Genomic DNA, 17,719 nt, shown 5'->3' with positions numbered 1-17,719 from the left:
AAATGGCGGCATCAGAAAAAACCTTGAAACTTAGAGAACGCATAAAAAAGAAGAAGCCTGCCTTTGTAAGACAAGAAAGTTGGCGTTACATACGCCTAAAGAAAAACTGGCGCAAACCAAAAGGCATTGATAACAAAATGCGGAAAAAAGTCAAAGGGTGGCCAGCAACTGTAAACGTTGGATATAGAGGACCAAAAGCGGCACGGGGACTTCATCCCTCCGGCTACAAGGAAGTCCTAGTTTACAATACAGAAGATCTTAAAGAAATCGACCCAAAAATGCAAGCCATTAGGATTGCGCACACGGTGGGTAAAAGAAAACGCGCAAGAATTCTTGTTGAAGCAAGAAAAAAGAAGATAACAATTTTGAACCTTAAAGAAGCCAAAGAAGAAGTTAAAGAGGAAAAAATGACAGAAGAAGCGGAAGAAAAGGAAGAAATGGAAAAAGAGGAGGCTCTTGAGGAAGAGAAAGAAGCTGAAGAAAAGAAAAAGGCTGAGAAGCCGAAGCGCAAGCGAGAAAAAACGCGTAAAAGCAAAAGGACGGTAGAAAAACAATGAGTCTCAAAAGTCAACGGCGTCTAGCTGCTCAAATACTGAAAATTGGACAAAACCGCGTCTGGATAGACCCTGAAAGAATAGACGATGTGGAAGCTGCAATAACACGCGAAGAAATTCGAAAACTAGTCCACGAAGGAGTTATCCAACCTCTTCCAGAAAAAGGTGTAAGCCGTGCAAGAGCACGAGTTCTGCATGAAAAGAAAAAGAAGGGACGACGCCGTGGACCAGGCAGCACTACGGGCTCGGCATACGCTAAAATCTCAAGAAAAGAAGCTTGGATGAACAAGATTAGGGCTTTGAGAAAAAGACTTCGTGAATTAAAGGAGAAAAAGATCATCACTGAAGATACCTATCGAAAACTCTACAGAATGGCAAGCAGCGGAAGATTTGAGTCAGCTGCTGAGTTAGAACGCTATCTAAAAGCGCAAGAACTTTGGAGGAAACGTTAATGGCTAAAAACTCACGCTATTGCGTTCCATTTAGACGAAGAAGAGAAGGAAAAACGGAATACAAAACAAGAAAAGCTCTAATCCTTTCTGGAAAGCCTCGGCTGGTCGCCCGTGGCGCTCTCCAAAATATGGTTGCGCAGATAATCGTAGCTAAACCTAAGGGTGATGAAGTTCTAGTTTCAGCCCACAGTAGGGAACTAACCAAAAACTACGGGTGGGCAGCTCCGAGAGGAAATCTGCCCGCAGCTTATCTAACCGGACTTCTCTGCGGACTGAAAGCCAAAGCACAAGGCATAGAAGAGACAATTTTAGACATAGGACTGCACACGCCTTCTAAGGGCGCAAGAATTTTCGCTGTTCTAAAAGGAGCTCTAGACGCTGGAATAACCATTCCCCACGAGGAAGAAAAATTGCCAGACGACAAAAGATTAAAAGGCGCACACATTGCAGAATACGCAGAAAGTTTAACATCCAACTCAGAAATTTACCAAGCTAAATTCTCAAAATATCTGGAACATAAACTTTCACCCGAAAAACTTCCTGAACATTTTGCGAAAGTTAAAGCGGACATAATTGCCGCGTTTAAAAGCGGAGGTAAAAAGACTTGACACAACGACAAAGAGAAAGGCATCAGTCAGGAAATCTTGAACAATGGGTTCCTAAAACTCGCCTTGGAAAAATGATTCAAGAAGGCAGAATAGCGTCCATCGAAGAAGTTTTTATGGGCGGCTTACAAATCCGCGAGCCACAAATTGTAGATGCATTACTTCCAGACTTGCAAGAAGAAGTCATCAACATAAACCTAGTTCAAAAACAAACAGACGCTGGTGAAAAATCAAGATTTAAAGCCATAGTCGCCGTTGGAAACAGAGATGGCTACATAGGTTTAGGCTCTGGAAAAGCAAGCCAAGTTCGAACTGCCATAGAAAAAGCCGCATCTCAAGCTCGCTTAAACCTCGTTCCAGTTAGGAGAGGATGTGGAAGCTGGGAATGCGGATGTGGAAAACCGCATTCAATACCTTTTCAGGTTAAAGGAAAAACTGGAGCAGTAACCATAGTTATTGTTCCTGGTCCTCGAGGCTTAGGACTAGTGGCAAGTGAAGTTGCGAAAACAGTTCTCAGTCTAGCGGGAATAAAAGACTGTTGGACCAGAAGTTACGGTGCAACAAGAACTATTCCCTCTTTTGCCTATGCTGTTTTTGATGCATTGAAGAAAACTTACAGCCTAATAACTCCGATGGATTGGGTGAAATAAGTGGTGGAAGAAAAAAATGGACAAAAATGCATCGTAGCTGTGAGAATTCGCGGAACAATCAGTGCACCACGAGAAGTTAGGGAAACCCTTCAAATGTTGCACTTAACAAGAAATAATTATGCAGTTTTAATTGATGACCGCCCATCCTTTCTCGGAATGCTCACCACCGCGCAAAACTTCATAACATGGGGCGAAGCCACACAAGAAACTGTGAACATGCTGATGAAAGAGAAAGGAAAGCTTCTCGGAAACAAAAAACTAACGGATGAATATGCGAAAAAGACTGGTTACAAGTCTCTTGAAGGACTTGCAGAAGCAGTTTTCGATTGTCGCGTTGAATATTGGAAGCTGCAAAATATACAACCAGTATTTAAGCTGCACCCACCAACGAAGGGCTTCAAAGGAAAAATAAAAAGAAGCTATGGGGTAAGTGGCGAGCTAGGCTACCGCGGAGAAAAAATCAACGAACTGATAAAGAGAATGATATAAGCCTTTTGCGATACATTTTATAGATACTTTAGAGCTACTTTTGGGATGCGTTCCGTTGAGGAGAAAGTGAGATTGAGCGCGAAATGGCGAAGAAGCAAAAAACATTCAAAATGGCTGGACATTCTTAAAAATGCAAATCAAACCAGAAGCAAGAAACCCCGTCAACTACTTCCAATTAGAAACTTGGAGGTTAAAAGACAAGCTCATCTCTACACATTTCGAATACCTAAGGTGCACATGGAAAGAACATGGAGAGAACCTAAACCTCTCATAGACATCCTTGAAGAAAACGACGAAATAATCGTCATCACCGAATTCACAGGATTCAACAAAGAAAACTTGAAAATTCACGTGAAAAACCAAAAATTAACCTTATCCGCAGAAAGTCCAGAACGCAAATACTATAAAAGTTTAAATCTTCCTAAAAGAGTGATTCCAAACAAAATACACACGAAATATAAGAACGGCGTGCTCGAAATACGACTGAAGAAAGATGTTGAAGAAAAAACCATAGACAAGCTGGCTGGTTAAAGAAAATGCCGCATAAACTCAGGAAAATCAGGAAAAAACGCGGTTCCAGAACTCAAGGCTACGGCAGAGTAGGACAACATAGAAAATCTGGGTCTAAAGGCTACCGCAAAGCTGGACGACACAAACATGGTTGGTCATATGTTATACGATACGAACCAGACTATTTCGAGAAAAAAGGGTTCACTTCTCCTAAGAGTCTCAGACAAAAAGGAAGTATAATAAACGTTGGAAAACTCGACGAAATAGCTGAGAGAATCTCTATTGGTAAAGAAAAAGACAAAATTTTGATAGATTTAGAAAAACTAGGCTACACTAAACTTCTCGGCACCGGCAAAGTCACAAAGCCACTCATTATTAAAGTATCATCTTGCTCCAAATCTGCCGCAGAAAAAATAAAGAAAGCAGGCGGAGAGGTTCAAATGGAGGCTGTAGAGCTACAGGAGTAGTTGTTAGTACATGGCGGGCAGATTTCTAAACCTTTTTAAACCAATTGCAAGGATTATTCCAGAAATTAAGGCCCCGGAGCGAAAGGTGCGTTTTAATGAGAAACTTTTCTGGACAGCGCTTGTTCTAATAGTATACCTAGTCATGTCCGAAATTCCATTGTATGGTATTCCCTCTGGACAAGCACCAGAACTTGCAGCTCTCCGTGTAATCTTTGCTTCTCATAGTGGTACTCTTATGGAGCTCGGTATAGGTCCCATAGTCACGGCGGGTTTGATATTGCAACTTCTAGTAGGCTCTGCCATGATAGAATGTGACATGTCAAATCCAGAAGACAGAGGCTTGTTTACCACGGCCAGCAAAGTGTTTTCTATTGTTCTTACGGGCGTTCAAGCTTCCGCATATATAATTGGTGGAATGTATGGTCATTTGGAAGGACCCGTGGCTATAGTAGTTTTTCTGCAGCTTATAGCAGCAGGAATAATTGTTCTACTTTTAGATGAGCTTCTACAAAAAGGCTGGGGATTCGGCAGCGGAATAAGCCTTTTCATAATGGCCGGGGTGGCCCAGCAAATATTCTGGGACAGCTTTGCGTTAACACAATTTGACCAATTTGGTGCTCGCGGTTTCTTCGTAGCCCTCACACAAACTTTGGCAAGCGGACAATCAGTAGAAGGTCTCTTAATTAGGGGAGGAAATCCCTCCATAATCGGTTTCATAGCTACAATTGCGGCTTTTCTAGTCATAATTTATATGGAAGGAGTAAGAGTTGAGCTTCCTTTATCGTACGCTGGCTATCGTGGCTTCCGTAGCCGATATCCAATAAAACTGCTCTACGTATCTAACCTTCCAGTAATTTTTGCATCCGCCCTTTTCGCAAACATATATCTGTTTTCGCAGATCTTTTATAGCATGCTTAATCCGTACAACCTCAACCCCGTGATTAATCTCTTGGGAACGTTTACTAGAGATGCAAATGGCAGACCTCAACCATCCGGCGGTCTTGTATATTATGTTACTGCGCCTCGCAGTTTAGATCAAGTCATGGCAGACCCCCTCAGGGCTATGGGGTATCTTGGGATTCTTGTTGCTTTTTGTATTATCTTCTCGCTTACGTGGCTTGAAGTTGGCGGGTTAGGGCCATCCACTGTGTCTAAGCAGCTTGTTGATGCGGGCATGCAGATTCCTGGATACAGACGCTCGGGAAAAGCTGTAGAGTCTATTCTTAAGCGCTATATTCCAACAGTAACTGTTCTGGGTGGAATAATTGTAGGATTAATCGCCGGCATTACAGACTTCTTTGGAGTTTTTGGTTCTGGAATGGGTATTCTGCTTTCAGTGGGCATAATCTACCAGTATTATGAAATATTGATGCAGGAAAGAGCTTCAGAAATGTATCCTGCCTTTAGACGAATCTTTGGTGAATAAATCGGCTAGTGGCATGATGACTCTAATGTTTCTTTTAAGCGATTTGATAAAAATAGTTATTAACGAAAAAGACGAACAAAAGAAGTGACTGCGGAATCTAATGAATGTGGAGGGTGACGGATGAACTTCATTGAGTGGTTGTTGATGCCGGAAGCGCCTGGAGCCACAATAATAATTATGTTTGTTTGTGTAACCATTTCACTTCTCAGCTCATCCGTTAACCGTCTTCTCATAGCCAAACTTGTTGGTTGGGAACAATATCGAATGATGCAGAAAGAAATAGCGGAGCATCGTGCTTTGAGCACGCAAGCATTCCGAACAAAGGATAAGAAATTACTTGAGAAATTGAAAAAGAAAGAATCAGAAATCCTTAGCATGCAGAAAAAAATGGCCAGACCTCAGCTGATCCTTTTTCTTCTTTCATTCTCTTACATCTTCATTTGGTTGTTCGTGCTAGGTCCGGCATATGCTGGTAATGCCATCGCAATAATCCCCGGCATTGGTAAGATAGATCTGTTTTGGTGGTACTTTATATGTTCCTTTGCTTTTGGAACTATTTTTTCGCGTGTTCTAGGCATCATGCCTATAGAATAGAGAGTGACGAGTTATGCCTCAACCTCATTTGCGTACGAGAGGCGAAAAGCAATTCAAGGTGACGTTACCTGGTGGTAAAAGTAGAATTCACTACAAAAAGAGGGTTCCTTCTGTAGCATTATGCTTTATATGTAGCCGACCTTTAGATGGAATATCACGGATGACAACTGTGGAAATAAGAAAACTTAACAGAAGCAAAAGAAGAATCTGGCGGTTCTACGGCGGACAAGTATGCGCTAACTGTGTAAAAAAGGCTATAAGACAATTTGCAAGAACTGTCTAACACAATTTCTGGAGAATAACAATGACCGCAAACAAAAAACTAAAGAAGAAAAGCGGGAAATCCATAGTTCTTTGCATTAGCGGAATGGCTGGAAGCGGAAAAAGCACATTAGCAAAAAAGCTTGCTGAAAAATATGGACTAAAATATTATTCTGGCGGGGACGCACTAAAAATTCTTGCAGAGGAAGAAGGCTACCGAATTTTGAAACATGGTTGGTGGGAAAGTAGAGAGGGATTGCGCTTTTTAGAAAGAAGAGAGAAAAATTTGAAGTTTGACAAGGCGGTTGACGAGAAACTTTTGGAACTAGCAAAACAAGGGAATGTAATTTTGGATAGTTGGACGATGCCTTGGCTTGTTAAGAAAGGTTTTAAAATATGGTTAGAGGCTTCTCCTGAAAAGCGCGCGGAAAGAATAGCGAAAAGAGACCAGATAAGTGTTAAGGAAGCCTTAAAGGCGTTGCGAATTAAAGAGAGAGGTACAAAGGCTATTTATGAAAAGCTTTATGGTTTTAAACTTGGAGACGATTTTCGTCCTTTCCATGTAATTTTGGATACTGAACACCTGGATGCGGATGAAGTGTTTGAAGTCTTGTGTATGGTAATTGACAATCTCTGGCAATTAGAGAACAACAAGAGTTTCTGATACTCCATTTTTGTCGTAGGTAAAAGCAAAGGTTTTGTCCTATTATTTTCTGGTTGGCGGGTTTTTGCGCAAATTTTAAAAAGGTTCTAGAATTATCTTCTAGATTATTTTTCTATAATTAACTTTCAATTTGCCCGTGCAAAAGTGAGTAAGGATGAGCGAAAGCAAATTGAGGCTAAATCACGTTGTCTTCGGAATTTTAGCAAGTGCAATAGTTTCTTGTCTATTTTTCTTTTCTTCGTGCATTAATGCCGAATCTGCTTTTACCTTGGCGATATTCAATTTTCTTTTTGTCTCCCTGATTTTTCCATTATCTGGGACATTGGAAAGAAAATTTTGTATTCTTGCAATCGGTAATGTCATTTGCTTCGTCTGGAACTATATTTTCTTTTTACTCGTCACAGTCTCTGCTTTTTGCTTTGGTGATTTCCTTAAAAGTCTATACATCATTTTGAATCCTTTTTTGAACGCGTTATGGATGGTTTCATTTTGGTCAATGAGCTTGACGTTTCTAAGCACTTCTAAGCAAGAGGTTTAAACTTTGATAATCGCAATTGTAGACTCATTTTTTCTTCTGTTGGCAGCTATAATGGTAACTTACCTTATTCGACATTATATTTTCACCTTTGCAGTTCTCAAGAGTGCTCAAAAACCAAGAAACTCCACTACTATAGAAAACATCGCGCACCAGCCTAGCGTGTCGATTCTAATCCCTGCACGCAATGAAGAAAAAGTGATTGGAAGGCTACTTCAGAGAGTAACTGAACTAACCTATCCAAAAGATAAGATGCAAGTAATAGTTATTGATGATGCCTCAGCAGACAAAACTGGAAGAATAGCGGATGATTACTCAAAAGCCTATAGCTACATTGAAGTTATACATCGAAAAAAAGAGGAAGGAGGACGTGGAAAACCGTCAGCTCTAAACGTTGGGCTTAAGCATGCAAAAAACGAAATTGTACTTTGCTTCGATGCAGACTACTATCCACAAAGAGACATCATAGAAAAACTTGCAAGCGTTTTCTCTGACCCAAAAGTTGGAGCAGTGCAAGGCAGAGTCACAGTGTTGAACGAGCCCCAAAATCTGGTAACAAGACTCGTGGCTTTAGAAAGAATAGGTGGATACCGCATAGACCAACAAGCCCGCCACAACCTTGGACTAATACCACAATTCGGAGGCACAGTAGGCGGTTTCCGCCGTAGCCTCTTAGAACGTTTAGGCGGGTGGGACGAATCCGTCTTAGCTGAAGACACAGATTTGACTTTTTGCGCTTATCTTTCCGGCTACAAAGTTTACTATGTGAATGACGCTGAATGTTACGAAGAAGCAGTTGAAAACTGGCGTGATTACTGGAAGCAGAGGTATAGATGGGCAAAGGGGCACATGCAGTGTTTTTTCAAACATTGGCTTAGCGTGTTAAGAAGCGATAAATTAAGGGTTAGAGAGAAGATTGATGGTTTACTTTTGTTGAATGTTTATTTCATGCCAGTTTGGGTTTTGCTTTCGTGGGTCATAGGAATTCCGCTTTTCTTCGTTAAATGTTCCCAAGGACTTAGCGTGCAATGGGCGCTTATGCCAATCGCACTTTATAGCTTGGGCGGAAATTTCGCGCCATTTTTTGAGGTAGGCGCCGGCGCATATTTGGATGGTAGAACAAGAGCCAACCGATTGATTCCGCTACTGATTTTCACTTTTCTGTATAACATCCTCATATGCACGAAAGCTTTCATCGACTTGCTAATATCAAAAATCACTAGGAAAAACACTAATCACTGGGAAAGAACAAACCACACAGGAAATGGCGATTGCTACCTCATAAAGTAATCACTTCAAAGAAACTGGCAAACAAAAACTGTAATGCATACATTTTCTCTTGATTCTGTTCCGCAACTCTTTTAAATTGAACGTATGTAACAACATCATCAGCATGGAAATTTTCAACATCGAGGATGACAGCGTTAAAGAAAAGCAAGTTTCTGAAGCATTGAGACTCTTATGGAAAGAATGTTTTTTAGAAGACATTGAAGCATTTTCTTAAAAGCAAACATGACAAAGGATTCAAGTAACGATAATCTGCAATTTTGAAAAGATTTTAATACAAACTGCGAGGATTAGTTTTAGAGGTAACAATGATTCTGAATCAGACTTCGATCACATTTATCTTATTGTTTTCCGGAGTTATCATTTTCATAATTATCATGCTATTACCTGCGCTTTTTGAACTGAAAAAACCAAAAGATGCGGGACCAAGAATAATAATGAATGACATAATCATTATGCAGTATCTACCGAAAAAGAAGATTCTTCCTTTACAAAGCATGGAAGAAGAAAAATTCGGATTAGATCAAGCAATTGCCAAGAAAATAACTGAAATTATCGCTATTTTGCCAAATTTAGAGACATAAGATTACTTTTTCTTTAAGAAGCGACCGGCGTTTTTCCATTGCTCCTTAACAATTCGGAGGTTACCCGCAACGCTTCCGTGGATAGAATAGAAAATATAGCACATATAAGTGCAGCTATTGCAGTTGCTGTATATTCTCCGTAGGTTCTCAAATTTTGGGCTGTTCCATGCGTCTGGCAAGTCAAATATGGACGCCACTGGATTATGCAAGTGACATCCGGCAACTCTGCCAAGATGATCTATCACAAAAAAATTCTGTAGTGCACGACACTTCCATGTTCTTTCTCCTGTCAAGTAAAGATTCTTTATAGCGGCCAGCAATTTAGAGGTCATAAAAACTCTGCTGTTTTTCTTCTTCAATGCCAAAAGAGAATCGCAAAGGTCAACCATTGCTTTGTTGTCAACAATTGCGAATTCATCGTTTTTCTTGCCTATTTTAAAGATTTGGTCAGGGTCGATGGAGAAATCGTAGGAGTACAAGCAATACCAAACTGGAATATTTCTGTTGAGAAAGTAGTTTGTGAAATCTAAAATTTCGTATAAATTAAATTGTGAAATAGTTGGCGAAACACTGACGGAAATGCCTTCTTCTTGAAGTTTTTCAACGGCTTCCACCGCATTTTTCCACGCATTTCTTACGCCTCTGACATAGTCGTTTTTTTCTGGGTGTAAGCTGTCAATTGAGATTGCAACGAAATCAGCATGTCGCAAAGCGTCAATTTTTTTTGCAGCCATGCTTCCATTATCGTAAACTGTTGTGATGAAGAATTTGGAGGCGTATTCTATGATTTCGTCTATGTCTTCCCGTAAAAGTGGGTTTCCGCCAGATAACACAACTTCCATTACTCCAAGTTTGCGGAGAATGTCTAATCCCGCTTTTACTTTTTCAGTCGGCAATTCTCTATTGTCTTGTTCTCGCCAAACATTGCATCCTTTACAGCGGTAATTACATTTTCTCGTGATCATCCATTGCACATGATATGGTCTGTTAGGTGTTAGAGAACGGACCATAATGCTAGTAGCTTTTTCTAAAGTCATCACCGATTATGCACGCCACGCGTTATATTTGAGCAAGTCAAGCAATAAAATCAAAGAAACTATTTAAGAATATAAGGTTAAGCCGCATGGAATCCGTGATAGATGTTGCTACAAGCCATTTTTGCTATTAGATCTAATAGTTAAAGATAAATCACTGTCTTTTTAAATAATCTAAAATACAAGCAATGATCTAAATATCCAAATCTTGGTAGAAGCCGAGGACAACTTCATGAAGTCAATAGACGTTGTAATGCTTACAAAAAACAGCGAACATATACTGAACAGATGCTTAGCGTCAATTTATGAAAACGTCCCTGTCAAACGTTTGATAATTATTGACGGTTCTTCAACAGATAACACGTTAAGCATCATCAATAAGTTGAATAAGAAATATGGAAATATTAAGATTATCACTGAAAACGGTTCAAGGGCTAAAGCGAGAGAGAGGGGAATAAAAGAAGTAGAGACAGAATGGTTCATGTTTGCAGACAGCGACGTAATACTCTGCAAGGACTGGTTTGCAAAGGCTGAAAAATGTATTGCGGATGATGTTGGTGCAATTTGGGGATTAAACATTGATGTAATACAAATGGTGAAAAACAAATTTTTGCTACATTCTCTTATGCTGGTTGCGAGAGATTGTTTTAATCTCAGAGGAGGAATGCATGACACGCTCATTCGGCGCGAACTTGTAGAAGACATTAAGATTCCTGAGAAACTGCACGCTTATGAAGATGCGTATATTGTGAATTGGATTAAGAAGAAAGGCTACAAGGTCGTCATAGGAGATGATATTTACTGTTTGCATTATAGGCCATATGAAGATTGGAATTTGAAAGAAAGTATTTCGTTAGCTACATTAGAAATAAAATGCGGCTTAGCATATAGCCATATTTTTAGATACGCTTTCTACTATCCATTCTTCTTGTTTTACTGGTTTTTGCAGTTGTTAAATAAGCAATCAGGAAATTTTTCATCTCTGAATGGCGGCCCAAAGGTGATCAGATAAAGGTCTTGGTAAAGCACTGATTTTGCTATCTTTCCTTATGATTATACGCTTTTGTGAGTTCTTTGAGAATTCGCCAATAATAGATGCACGAATCTGTTGTTCTTCTAAGCGTTTAGTTATTTTTGTTGCAAATTCTGGTTTGGCAGAGATTAGTAAGGCTCCAGAACTGATTAATTGAAAAGGATCAATTTTAAAGAATCTGCATATTTCCAAAGTTTCCTTACTTACGGGGATTTTTTCTTCGAAGATTTTGAAACCTAGGTTTGAGGCATCTGCTATTTCGTGTATTCCTCCCGCTATGCCTCCTTCTGTTGGGTCGTGCATGGCATTGACGCCGCCTGTTTTGTAGGCGGTTATGGCTTCTTTGACGACGCTTATTTGGTAGAAAAACTGTTTGGCTTTTTTCAATAGTGATGCATTAACGGCTTTTTTTAATTGTTGTTCTTTATCTGAAGCAAGTATGGCGGTGCCTTCGATTCCCGCGGTTTTAGTCATTATTAATTTGTCTCTGGGTTTAGCGCCGCCAGCTGTTACATATTTTCCTTTTTCTGTTACGCCCATTGCGCAACCCACAACTATTGGGTATGATAGTCCAGGAGTTACTTCGCAATGTCCGCCAGCGATTGTCATTCCTAACTGTTTTGCGGCTTTATCCATTTGGACGCATATGGTTTCAATGGTTTTTTTGTCTGCTTTTTCTGAAAGCAGTATGCATGAGAAGAAAAATGCTGGTTCTACACCAAATGTTGAGATGTCGTTTGCGTTGATGTTTACTGCGAGCCAGCCTATGCGTTCTAATGCTCCAGTGATGGGGTCCATTGAAACAATCAGCGATTTATCTCCAGCATCTATCACGGCGCCATCAATTCCAACGGATGGACCTAGAACGACTTCTTTGCGTTTTACGCCTAAATTTTTGAAAACGACTTCTCTTAGGATGTCTATGGAGATTTTACCAAATAGTAGTTCCATATTAACCCTCCGTGGACATTATTGTGGTTTTAGCTTTTAAGTTGTGGTAGACGCTGCAAAACAATTTTCGCTACAGGTATTGCGATGATTAACCCAATAAGCATCTGCCCAATATTTACTGGAATCTCAGTTATAGCTACTACTTCGATTTTGAAAAGTGGATAAATTAGGAACATTTGGTAAAGGAAATACCCCAAAACCATGACGAAGCCGCCGACGATTACGGAAAAAATTGTCCATCCAAACTCCGGGTCGCTTAAACGGCCTAAGGCAGCTATGGCTAGGGCTGTTATTATTCCGAGCGTTATCCATACTTCTGGAGGGACATAAAAGGCGAATGTTCCCCAGCCTAGTGTTAGTTCTACGTCGCCACTGTAGCGGGTAGTGCCAACCCAACCGAGCAAGAAACCAGCAACGATACCTAAAGCTAAAGTTAAAAACTTCCATTGAATCTTGGTGCAGAACTTCGGATTTTTGCTTTTAAGTGTTCCTACAACAGCGCCTTCACAAGCCTTAATTATAAGCGTGGCTGGCGCGTAGTGTGGATAACCTAAGATTAGGTCAGCTAACATGGAGCCTACTCCGCCGGCGAAGGCTCCCACGAAAGGTCCGAAAAGAAGAGCGGAAAGAAAAACCATAGACTCGCCTATGTTAAAGAATCCCTCTGTTGCAGGTACGTATATGGAAAAAAGTATTGTTACAACGCAAACAAGCGCTGTGAAGACCGCTGTGACCGCCAAACTACGTGTTGAAATCGTTTTCTCCGTTAGCATCGCCATCACATTTTAGTATAGTTGTAACTATACTATATTAGTTTTTCGAGTCAAAGCAGAAGTTTCACAGCATCTATTACATGTAAAACTTTTTTGCCTCGTTGCGTTATTTTAAAAAATCTCTTCCTTTCTTTTTCGTAGCCAGTTATTAATCCTTTTTCGGAAAGCTCGTTGAGGTGTTGATAGATTGCTGCTCTTGTCATTGTTTTGCCTAACTTTTTCCACAAATCATAACCGTACGTGTCTTTCTCGTAAAGGGCTCGCAATATTTTCTCCTTTGTGCTCAGTTCTAAGCCGAGGACCGCTGTTTTTTGTTTTTTGGTCAATGCTTGGAGCACGTCTGTGGCTTTGAGTCCGCTTCCTGTAATTAAGGATACAACATTGTCTGTTTTGCTTATTTTTCCTTCTTCAACGAGTTTTTTCAATGCTGCGATTGTAGTGGAGCTTGCTGGTTCTGCAAAAATTCCTTCTAATTTGGCTATTTGAAGCTCTGCTGCAAAAATTTCTGCGTCCGAAACGGTCAAGGCTAAACCATTCGATTCCCTTAAGGCTTTTATTGCTAATTCTCCTTGCAACGGTTCTGCTACTAAAATAGCTAGTGCACGAGTGGATGGATTTCGTGCTTTCTCAACTTTGGCACGCTTTTCTGTTAATGTTTTAACTATAGATGCGCAACCTTCTGGTTGGACGCCGACCATTTTAGGCAAGGATTTTATTATTCCAAGTTGTTTAAGCTCTTTAAACCCTTTCCAGAGTGAGTAGATGGTTCCACCACTTCCTATAGATACAATGAGCCAATCTGGAACGCCCAACTGCTCAGATATTTCATAGGAAATTGTTTTCTGAGCTTCAATTGAAAGAGGATTCAGCTCCGCTGTAGCTTGATACCAACCGGTCTCCTTGGCTAAAGCTTGGGCTTTGCGTATGGAATCGTCAAGGAGTTCGCCGAATTCTTCAATAACTGCGTCGTAAGCAAGCATTTGGGCTAGTTTTCCGACATCAACTAGCTTAGGTACTATCACATGGCATGTTAATCCTGCCTTTGCAGAGTAAGCAGATAGAGAGGCGCCCATGTTTCCGTTGGATGCGCAGACTACCGCTGTATGATGGAGGTCTATGGCGTTGGATATGAGGAGAGCGGCTGCACGGTCTCTGTAGGAGTTTGTTGGGTTGCGGGTTTCATCTTTCAAATATAACTCTTTCAATCCTATGCTTTTGGCAAGTCTCTCTGCTTTGTGCAGCGGTGTTCCGCCCTCGCCGAGGCTTACCATGTGCCGTACTGGTGGAAGCAGAGGCTTGTATCTCCAAAAACGTAATTGCCCGGAAAATTTGACTTTACTATTTCTAGATAAGCCACCGTCGTATTCTAATGGTCCTTCGCATTTGTCGCACTTAATTTTTGATGGGTAGAGTGGGAATTTTGAACCACACTGGACGCATCGGAGGCTCATGATTTTGCTCCACTAAATTGGTGTCAATAGTTATTCTGGTCTGAATGCTTTTTAATGTTTACAATTTTCTCTTGTGAGACTGTAGAATGGGAAAACCTAAATGTGAGTGTTATGTTGATAGATAGCAACTTGCGAGTTGACCATCATGAGTGAAGGAAAAGTGAAAGAAGATCCGGTTAAGATGCATAAGGACGCGAACACGCTTTATGAGACTGGCAAATACAAAGAAGCTATGGAGCTTTTCCTGCGAACCGCTGAGCTGTATCATAAGGTGCAGAACTATTTTGATTCCACCTCTATGCTTTACAAGGCTGGTGAGTGCGCTTATGCATTAAAAGATTATGAGGCTGCTGTAGAACATTTCCTTAAATCCGCAGACTTGTCTTTTCAAAAAGGATTTGACAGGTTCGGAGTAAGCGCGTTGGAATACGCCCGAGACTGTTATACAGCGATGAACAAGAAAGCGAAAGTCAAAGAAATCGAGAAAAAAATAAAGGAAGTTAAAGCAAAGCTGGAAGCAACATTCTAAAAGACATCCGCTCAACTATCAACTTCTTTTTTCACGGCTTATCTAAAACAACTTTTATCTCTTAAGTTAACAAATGAAGAATTAGAGATGTTTTAAAGGTAAATATTATGTCTACCTCCTTCAAGGCTTTGGCTGAATTGGGCGAAAAACTAGAAGCCACAACCAAAAGGCTTGAAATGATAGACCTTGTCTCGGATTTTCTGAAGAATCTCGAGCCACAAGAAGTTGAGCCTGCGATATCTATGCTTTTGGGCAGGGCTTTTCCGAAATGGAGTCCGCGGACACCGGAGGTTAGCTGGGCAACTTTGAGCGGTATAATAAAGCGCATCGCCGGCATTGAATGGAGTGTTTTTTCTGAAGCTTTCCGTAAGACTGGCGATGTAGGTTCAGCTACGAAAATTGTTTTTGAAGAGAGTAAGGTTAAGAGGCAAGCGACTCTTTTTGAAAGAACATTAACTATTTTAGAGGTTAGGCGCAGTTTAGAATCCATTGCTGAAGTTTCTGGGTATGGTTCAAGAGAGAAGAAGGAACGCTTAATAGAATCGTTGCTGAGTTTAGCTTCGCCTCTGGAAGCTAAATATTTGATTAGAATCTTCATAAGTGGAATGCGGACTGGCTTTTATGAAGGGTTAATGGAGCAGGCAGTTTCGAAGGCTTTTCAGATTCCGCTTGAGGCTGTGCAGAAGGCAAGCATGACTTTGGGCGATATTGGAGAAGTTGCTGCAATAGCCAAGACTGAAGGGAAAGAAGGTTTAACGAAAATTAGCTTTAAAGTTTTCAGACCCGTAAGCTTAATGTTGGCTCAGATGGCGAAGGACATTGCTGAGGCTTTGAAGGAGCATGGTGGCAAAACAGCTTTTGAGTACAAGTTGGACGGCGCCAGAGTGCAGATTCACAAGCTTGGTGATGATGTAAGAATTTTTAGTCGTAGATTAACAGACGTAACCGAAAGCTTGCCCGAAATAGTTGAAATGACGAGAAAGAACGTTAGCACAAAAGAAGTGATATTGGAGGGTGAAGTGATTGCTGTTGATGCAAGTGGCAATCCTATTCCTTTTCAACATTTAATGCGAAGGTTCAGGCGAGTCCACGCGGTTGAGGATATGACTGAAAAGCTTCCAGTCAAACTTTACCTCTTTGACATTCTATATCTCAATGGAGAAAGCTTAATCACTCTTCCTTATCTGCGACGAAGACAAATTTTAACCGAAAACGCTGGCGAAATACCATTAACAAAACAGTTAATCACCGACAAAACTGAAGAAGCTGAACGTTTTCTTAAAGAGGCAATAGACGCTGGACATGAAGGGTTGATGGCAAAGAAACCCGACAGCCCCTACACGCCTGGGATTCGTGGAAAACGGTGGCTAAAGATAAAGCCTGTTCTTGAACCTTTAGATTTGGCTATTGTTGCGGCTGAGTATGGTTATGGCAGAAGGCGTGAGTGGCTTTCAGATTATTATTTGGCGGCGCGGGATACTGAAAGTGGCGAGTTTTTGACTGTGGGTAAAACGTTTAAGGGCTTGACGGACGAGGAGTTTGCTGAAATAACTAGGCGACTTAAGGAGTTAGCCGTGAAGAAAGAGCGTGGTAGAGTGGTTGTTGTTCCAAAGATAGTTGTTGAAGTAACATATAATGAGATTCAGAAAAGTCCAAAGTACAAGTGTGGCATGGCTTTGCGTTTTGCGCGGATAAACCGCATAAGATATGACAAGGCTCCAGAAGAAGCAGACACAATACAGAAAGTTAGAGAAATTTATGAGAGGCAGTTTTTGAAAAAAGGCAGATATAAGGCTGAATGACGCAATAGTAAGCGAGGAGAGCAAAACAGATGCCTAAAATTCGAAAGATTCCTAAGTTTGAAGAGTTTTACAGTCGCCAAATAGTATTGAAAGAGTTTGGCAAGAAGGGGCAAGAAACGCTTGCACGATCGAAGGTTGCAGTGGTCGGGCTTGGCGGTTTAGGCACTGCTTCATCGCTTTATTTGGCTCTTGCTGGTGTTGGGCACTTGCGTTTGATAGACCAGGACACTGTGGAATTGCATAATCTGCACAGGCAAGTCTTGTATAGTGTTGATGATTTGAGTTATCCGAAGGTTGAGGTTTCTGCTAAAAGATTGAAGAAGATTAATCCGCTGGTGAATGTGGAGGCTGTTCCTGAAAACTTGAATACAAGCAATGTTGAAAGGCTTCTGTATGATGTTGATTGTGTTGTTGACGGTTTGGATAACATGCGAACGCGCTATATGATTAATCGTGCATGTGCAAAATTTAAGATTCCCTACGTTTTTGGAGCCGCGATTGGAGTTGAAGGGAATCTTTCGGTTTTTGCTCCACCTGAAACGCCATGTTTAGAGTGTGTTTTTCCAAGCGTCAGCGATGAGGAGTTGCTGACATGCGATGTGCGCGGGGTGCTTGGCGCAACGCCTGGAATCATTGGGACAATGCAAGCGATGGAAACCATAAAAGTTTTGGCTGGGATGGGTTCTCCTTTGAAGAGCAAGTTTATGATTTGCGATTTTAACGACATGTATTTTACAACAATTGACATTTTCAAAAGAGACGGCTGTCCAGCATGTCAAGGCGCCATTACTTTAGGAGTTAAGGATAAGCTTGTTTGGTTGTGCGGGCGGGAAACAGTTAACGTGAATCCAGAAAAGCCGTCAAAACTGAATCTTAACGAAGTCTACGAAATGGTTAAGCAGCATTTTAGGGTTCGCGTAAAATCTCACTTTGCAATTATTTTTGATTATAAAAATTTTGAAATTAGCCTTTTCAACAGTGGACGCATGTTAATAAAGAATGTTAAAGACGAGAAGTCAGCTTTGGAAGTTTACAATGAAGTCAATAAGAAGCTTGGGATAAGCTAAA

21 protein-coding genes are annotated in these 17,719 nt (G+C 40.8%); 17 read left to right on the top strand and 4 right to left on the bottom strand.

Features of this window, described 5'->3' with window-relative positions; all coding sequences use genetic code 11:
- Positions 1 to 2: 2 nt before the first annotated feature.
- From HM003_03690 to HM003_03630, 13 genes are all read left to right on the top strand, one after another.
- Positions 3 to 557, top strand: a complete 555-nt coding sequence (locus HM003_03690; GenBank protein ID MBX5328440.1) for a 50S ribosomal protein L32e — start codon at positions 3 to 5, stop codon at positions 555 to 557.
- Complete coding sequence (locus HM003_03685; protein MBX5328439.1) at positions 554 to 1,006, top strand: 50S ribosomal protein L19e; 453 nt, start codon at positions 554 to 556, stop codon at positions 1,004 to 1,006. The genes HM003_03690 and HM003_03685 overlap by 4 nt, the downstream gene beginning before the upstream one ends.
- On the top strand, positions 1,006 to 1,614 hold the full coding sequence (locus tag HM003_03680) for a 50S ribosomal protein L18 (protein MBX5328438.1): 609 nt from the start codon (positions 1,006 to 1,008) through the stop codon (positions 1,612 to 1,614). Before HM003_03685 ends, HM003_03680 begins: the two co-directional genes overlap by 1 nt.
- Before the next feature lie 71 nt (positions 1,615 to 1,685).
- The gene (locus HM003_03675; GenBank protein ID MBX5328437.1) at positions 1,686 to 2,261 is read left to right on the top strand and encodes a 30S ribosomal protein S5; all 576 of its coding nucleotides are present in this window, start codon (positions 1,686 to 1,688) and stop codon (positions 2,259 to 2,261) included.
- Positions 2,262 to 2,291: 30 nt separating this feature from the next.
- A complete protein-coding gene (locus HM003_03670) occupies positions 2,292 to 2,750 on the top strand; it encodes a 50S ribosomal protein L30 (protein MBX5328436.1) in 459 nt (152 codons plus the stop codon).
- Positions 2,751 to 2,822: 72 nt separating this feature from the next.
- Positions 2,823 to 3,281: an Hsp20/alpha crystallin family protein gene (locus tag HM003_03665; protein MBX5328435.1), complete on the top strand. Its 459-nt coding sequence runs from the start codon at positions 2,823 to 2,825 to the stop codon at positions 3,279 to 3,281.
- A gap of 5 nt (positions 3,282 to 3,286) precedes the next feature.
- Positions 3,287 to 3,727, top strand: coding sequence for a 50S ribosomal protein L15 (locus HM003_03660; GenBank protein ID MBX5328434.1), 441 nt, complete (start codon positions 3,287 to 3,289; stop codon positions 3,725 to 3,727).
- A 10-nt stretch (positions 3,728 to 3,737) separates the two neighbouring features.
- On the top strand, positions 3,738 to 5,153 hold the full coding sequence (secY, locus tag HM003_03655) for a preprotein translocase subunit SecY (GenBank protein ID MBX5328433.1): 1,416 nt from the start codon (positions 3,738 to 3,740) through the stop codon (positions 5,151 to 5,153).
- Between the two features lie 120 nt (positions 5,154 to 5,273).
- Entirely contained in the window at positions 5,274 to 5,747 is a 474-nt protein-coding gene (locus HM003_03650; protein MBX5328432.1) for a DUF106 domain-containing protein, read from the top strand.
- Between the two features lie 13 nt (positions 5,748 to 5,760).
- On the top strand, positions 5,761 to 6,030 hold the full coding sequence (gene rpl34e / locus HM003_03645) for a 50S ribosomal protein L34e (GenBank protein ID MBX5328431.1): 270 nt from the start codon (positions 5,761 to 5,763) through the stop codon (positions 6,028 to 6,030).
- A gap of 21 nt (positions 6,031 to 6,051) precedes the next feature.
- Positions 6,052 to 6,672, top strand: coding sequence for an AAA family ATPase (locus tag HM003_03640; GenBank protein MBX5328430.1), 621 nt, complete (start codon positions 6,052 to 6,054; stop codon positions 6,670 to 6,672).
- 589 nt (positions 6,673 to 7,261) lie between these two features.
- A complete protein-coding gene (locus HM003_03635) occupies positions 7,262 to 8,497 on the top strand; it encodes a glycosyltransferase family 2 protein (GenBank protein MBX5328429.1) in 1,236 nt (411 codons plus the stop codon).
- A 305-nt stretch (positions 8,498 to 8,802) separates the two neighbouring features.
- On the top strand, positions 8,803 to 9,078 hold the full coding sequence (locus HM003_03630) for a hypothetical protein (protein MBX5328428.1): 276 nt from the start codon (positions 8,803 to 8,805) through the stop codon (positions 9,076 to 9,078).
- Between the two features lie 2 nt (positions 9,079 to 9,080).
- Here the strand turns inward: HM003_03630 and HM003_03625 are convergent, their stop codons facing one another.
- Complete coding sequence (locus HM003_03625) at positions 9,081 to 10,115, bottom strand: radical SAM protein (protein MBX5328427.1); 1,035 nt, start codon at positions 10,113 to 10,115, stop codon at positions 9,081 to 9,083.
- A 229-nt stretch (positions 10,116 to 10,344) separates the two neighbouring features.
- On the opposite strand from HM003_03625, the gene HM003_03620 reads away from it, so the two are divergent.
- Complete coding sequence (locus tag HM003_03620) at positions 10,345 to 11,124, top strand: glycosyltransferase family 2 protein (GenBank protein ID MBX5328426.1); 780 nt, start codon at positions 10,345 to 10,347, stop codon at positions 11,122 to 11,124.
- On the opposite strand, the gene HM003_03615 is transcribed toward HM003_03620, so the two are convergent.
- The 3 genes from HM003_03615 to thrC are packed head-to-tail and all read right to left on the bottom strand — an operon-like array spanning position 11,089 to position 14,320.
- On the bottom strand, positions 11,089 to 12,096 hold the full coding sequence (locus HM003_03615) for a hydrogenase (protein MBX5328425.1): 1,008 nt from the start codon (positions 12,094 to 12,096) through the stop codon (positions 11,089 to 11,091). The two genes, HM003_03620 and HM003_03615, sit on opposite strands and share 36 nt — an antisense overlap.
- Positions 12,097 to 12,125: 29 nt before the next feature.
- Positions 12,126 to 12,869, bottom strand: a complete 744-nt coding sequence (locus HM003_03610) for an ECF transporter S component (GenBank protein ID MBX5328424.1) — start codon at positions 12,867 to 12,869, stop codon at positions 12,126 to 12,128.
- 50 nt (positions 12,870 to 12,919) lie between these two features.
- The gene (gene thrC / locus HM003_03605; GenBank protein ID MBX5328423.1) at positions 12,920 to 14,320 is read right to left on the bottom strand and encodes a threonine synthase; all 1,401 of its coding nucleotides are present in this window, start codon (positions 14,318 to 14,320) and stop codon (positions 12,920 to 12,922) included.
- A 145-nt stretch (positions 14,321 to 14,465) separates the two neighbouring features.
- On the opposite strand from thrC, the gene HM003_03600 reads away from it, so the two are divergent.
- The 3 genes from HM003_03600 to HM003_03590 all read left to right on the top strand — a co-directional run bounded on the left by HM003_03600 (position 14,466) and on the right by HM003_03590 (position 17,718).
- Positions 14,466 to 14,849 (top strand): hypothetical protein, encoded by a 384-nt coding sequence (locus tag HM003_03600; GenBank protein MBX5328422.1) that lies wholly within the window; start codon positions 14,466 to 14,468, stop codon positions 14,847 to 14,849.
- 107 nt (positions 14,850 to 14,956) lie between these two features.
- The gene (locus HM003_03595) at positions 14,957 to 16,651 is read left to right on the top strand and encodes an ATP-dependent DNA ligase (GenBank protein ID MBX5328421.1); all 1,695 of its coding nucleotides are present in this window, start codon (positions 14,957 to 14,959) and stop codon (positions 16,649 to 16,651) included.
- A gap of 29 nt (positions 16,652 to 16,680) precedes the next feature.
- Complete coding sequence (locus HM003_03590; protein ID MBX5328420.1) at positions 16,681 to 17,718, top strand: HesA/MoeB/ThiF family protein; 1,038 nt, start codon at positions 16,681 to 16,683, stop codon at positions 17,716 to 17,718.
- Position 17,719 lies beyond the last annotated feature (1 nt).

Source organism: Candidatus Bathyarchaeota archaeon A05DMB-5, from assembly GCA_019685655.1.
In the GTDB taxonomy this organism is placed as follows: Archaea; Thermoproteota; Bathyarchaeia; order Bathyarchaeales; family Bathycorpusculaceae; genus DSLH01.
Note: the sequence above shows the minus strand (reverse complement) of the source record. Positions and strands in the feature narration are given on the sequence as shown.

What these genes read in the sequence shown, in the direction of transcription:
- HM003_03690 (MBX5328440.1), top strand. Translation starts at nt 3, where the DNA reads ATGGCGGCATCAGAAAAAACCTTGAAACTTAGAGAACGCATAAAAAAG.
- HM003_03685 (MBX5328439.1), top strand. Translation starts at nt 554, where the DNA reads ATGAGTCTCAAAAGTCAACGGCGTCTAGCTGCTCAAATACTGAAAATT.
- HM003_03680 (MBX5328438.1), top strand. Translation starts at nt 1,006, where the DNA reads ATGGCTAAAAACTCACGCTATTGCGTTCCATTTAGACGAAGAAGAGAA.
- HM003_03675 (MBX5328437.1), top strand. Translation starts at nt 1,686, where the DNA reads ATGATTCAAGAAGGCAGAATAGCGTCCATCGAAGAAGTTTTTATGGGC.
- HM003_03660 (MBX5328434.1), top strand. Translation starts at nt 3,287, where the DNA reads ATGCCGCATAAACTCAGGAAAATCAGGAAAAAACGCGGTTCCAGAACT.
- secY (MBX5328433.1), top strand. Translation starts at nt 3,738, where the DNA reads ATGGCGGGCAGATTTCTAAACCTTTTTAAACCAATTGCAAGGATTATT.
- HM003_03650 (MBX5328432.1), top strand. Translation starts at nt 5,274, where the DNA reads ATGAACTTCATTGAGTGGTTGTTGATGCCGGAAGCGCCTGGAGCCACA.
- rpl34e (MBX5328431.1), top strand. Translation starts at nt 5,761, where the DNA reads ATGCCTCAACCTCATTTGCGTACGAGAGGCGAAAAGCAATTCAAGGTG.
- HM003_03640 (MBX5328430.1), top strand. Translation starts at nt 6,052, where the DNA reads ATGACCGCAAACAAAAAACTAAAGAAGAAAAGCGGGAAATCCATAGTT.
- HM003_03635 (MBX5328429.1), top strand. Translation starts at nt 7,262, where the DNA reads ATGGTAACTTACCTTATTCGACATTATATTTTCACCTTTGCAGTTCTC.
- HM003_03630 (MBX5328428.1), top strand. Translation starts at nt 8,803, where the DNA reads ATGATTCTGAATCAGACTTCGATCACATTTATCTTATTGTTTTCCGGA.
- HM003_03625 (MBX5328427.1), bottom strand. Translation starts at nt 10,115, where the DNA reads ATGACTTTAGAAAAAGCTACTAGCATTATGGTCCGTTCTCTAACACCT.
- HM003_03620 (MBX5328426.1), top strand. Translation starts at nt 10,345, where the DNA reads ATGAAGTCAATAGACGTTGTAATGCTTACAAAAAACAGCGAACATATA.
- HM003_03615 (MBX5328425.1), bottom strand. Translation starts at nt 12,096, where the DNA reads ATGGAACTACTATTTGGTAAAATCTCCATAGACATCCTAAGAGAAGTC.
- HM003_03610 (MBX5328424.1), bottom strand. Translation starts at nt 12,869, where the DNA reads ATGCTAACGGAGAAAACGATTTCAACACGTAGTTTGGCGGTCACAGCG.
- thrC (MBX5328423.1), bottom strand. Translation starts at nt 14,320, where the DNA reads ATGAGCCTCCGATGCGTCCAGTGTGGTTCAAAATTCCCACTCTACCCA.
- HM003_03600 (MBX5328422.1), top strand. Translation starts at nt 14,466, where the DNA reads ATGAGTGAAGGAAAAGTGAAAGAAGATCCGGTTAAGATGCATAAGGAC.
- HM003_03595 (MBX5328421.1), top strand. Translation starts at nt 14,957, where the DNA reads ATGTCTACCTCCTTCAAGGCTTTGGCTGAATTGGGCGAAAAACTAGAA.
- HM003_03590 (MBX5328420.1), top strand. Translation starts at nt 16,681, where the DNA reads ATGCCTAAAATTCGAAAGATTCCTAAGTTTGAAGAGTTTTACAGTCGC.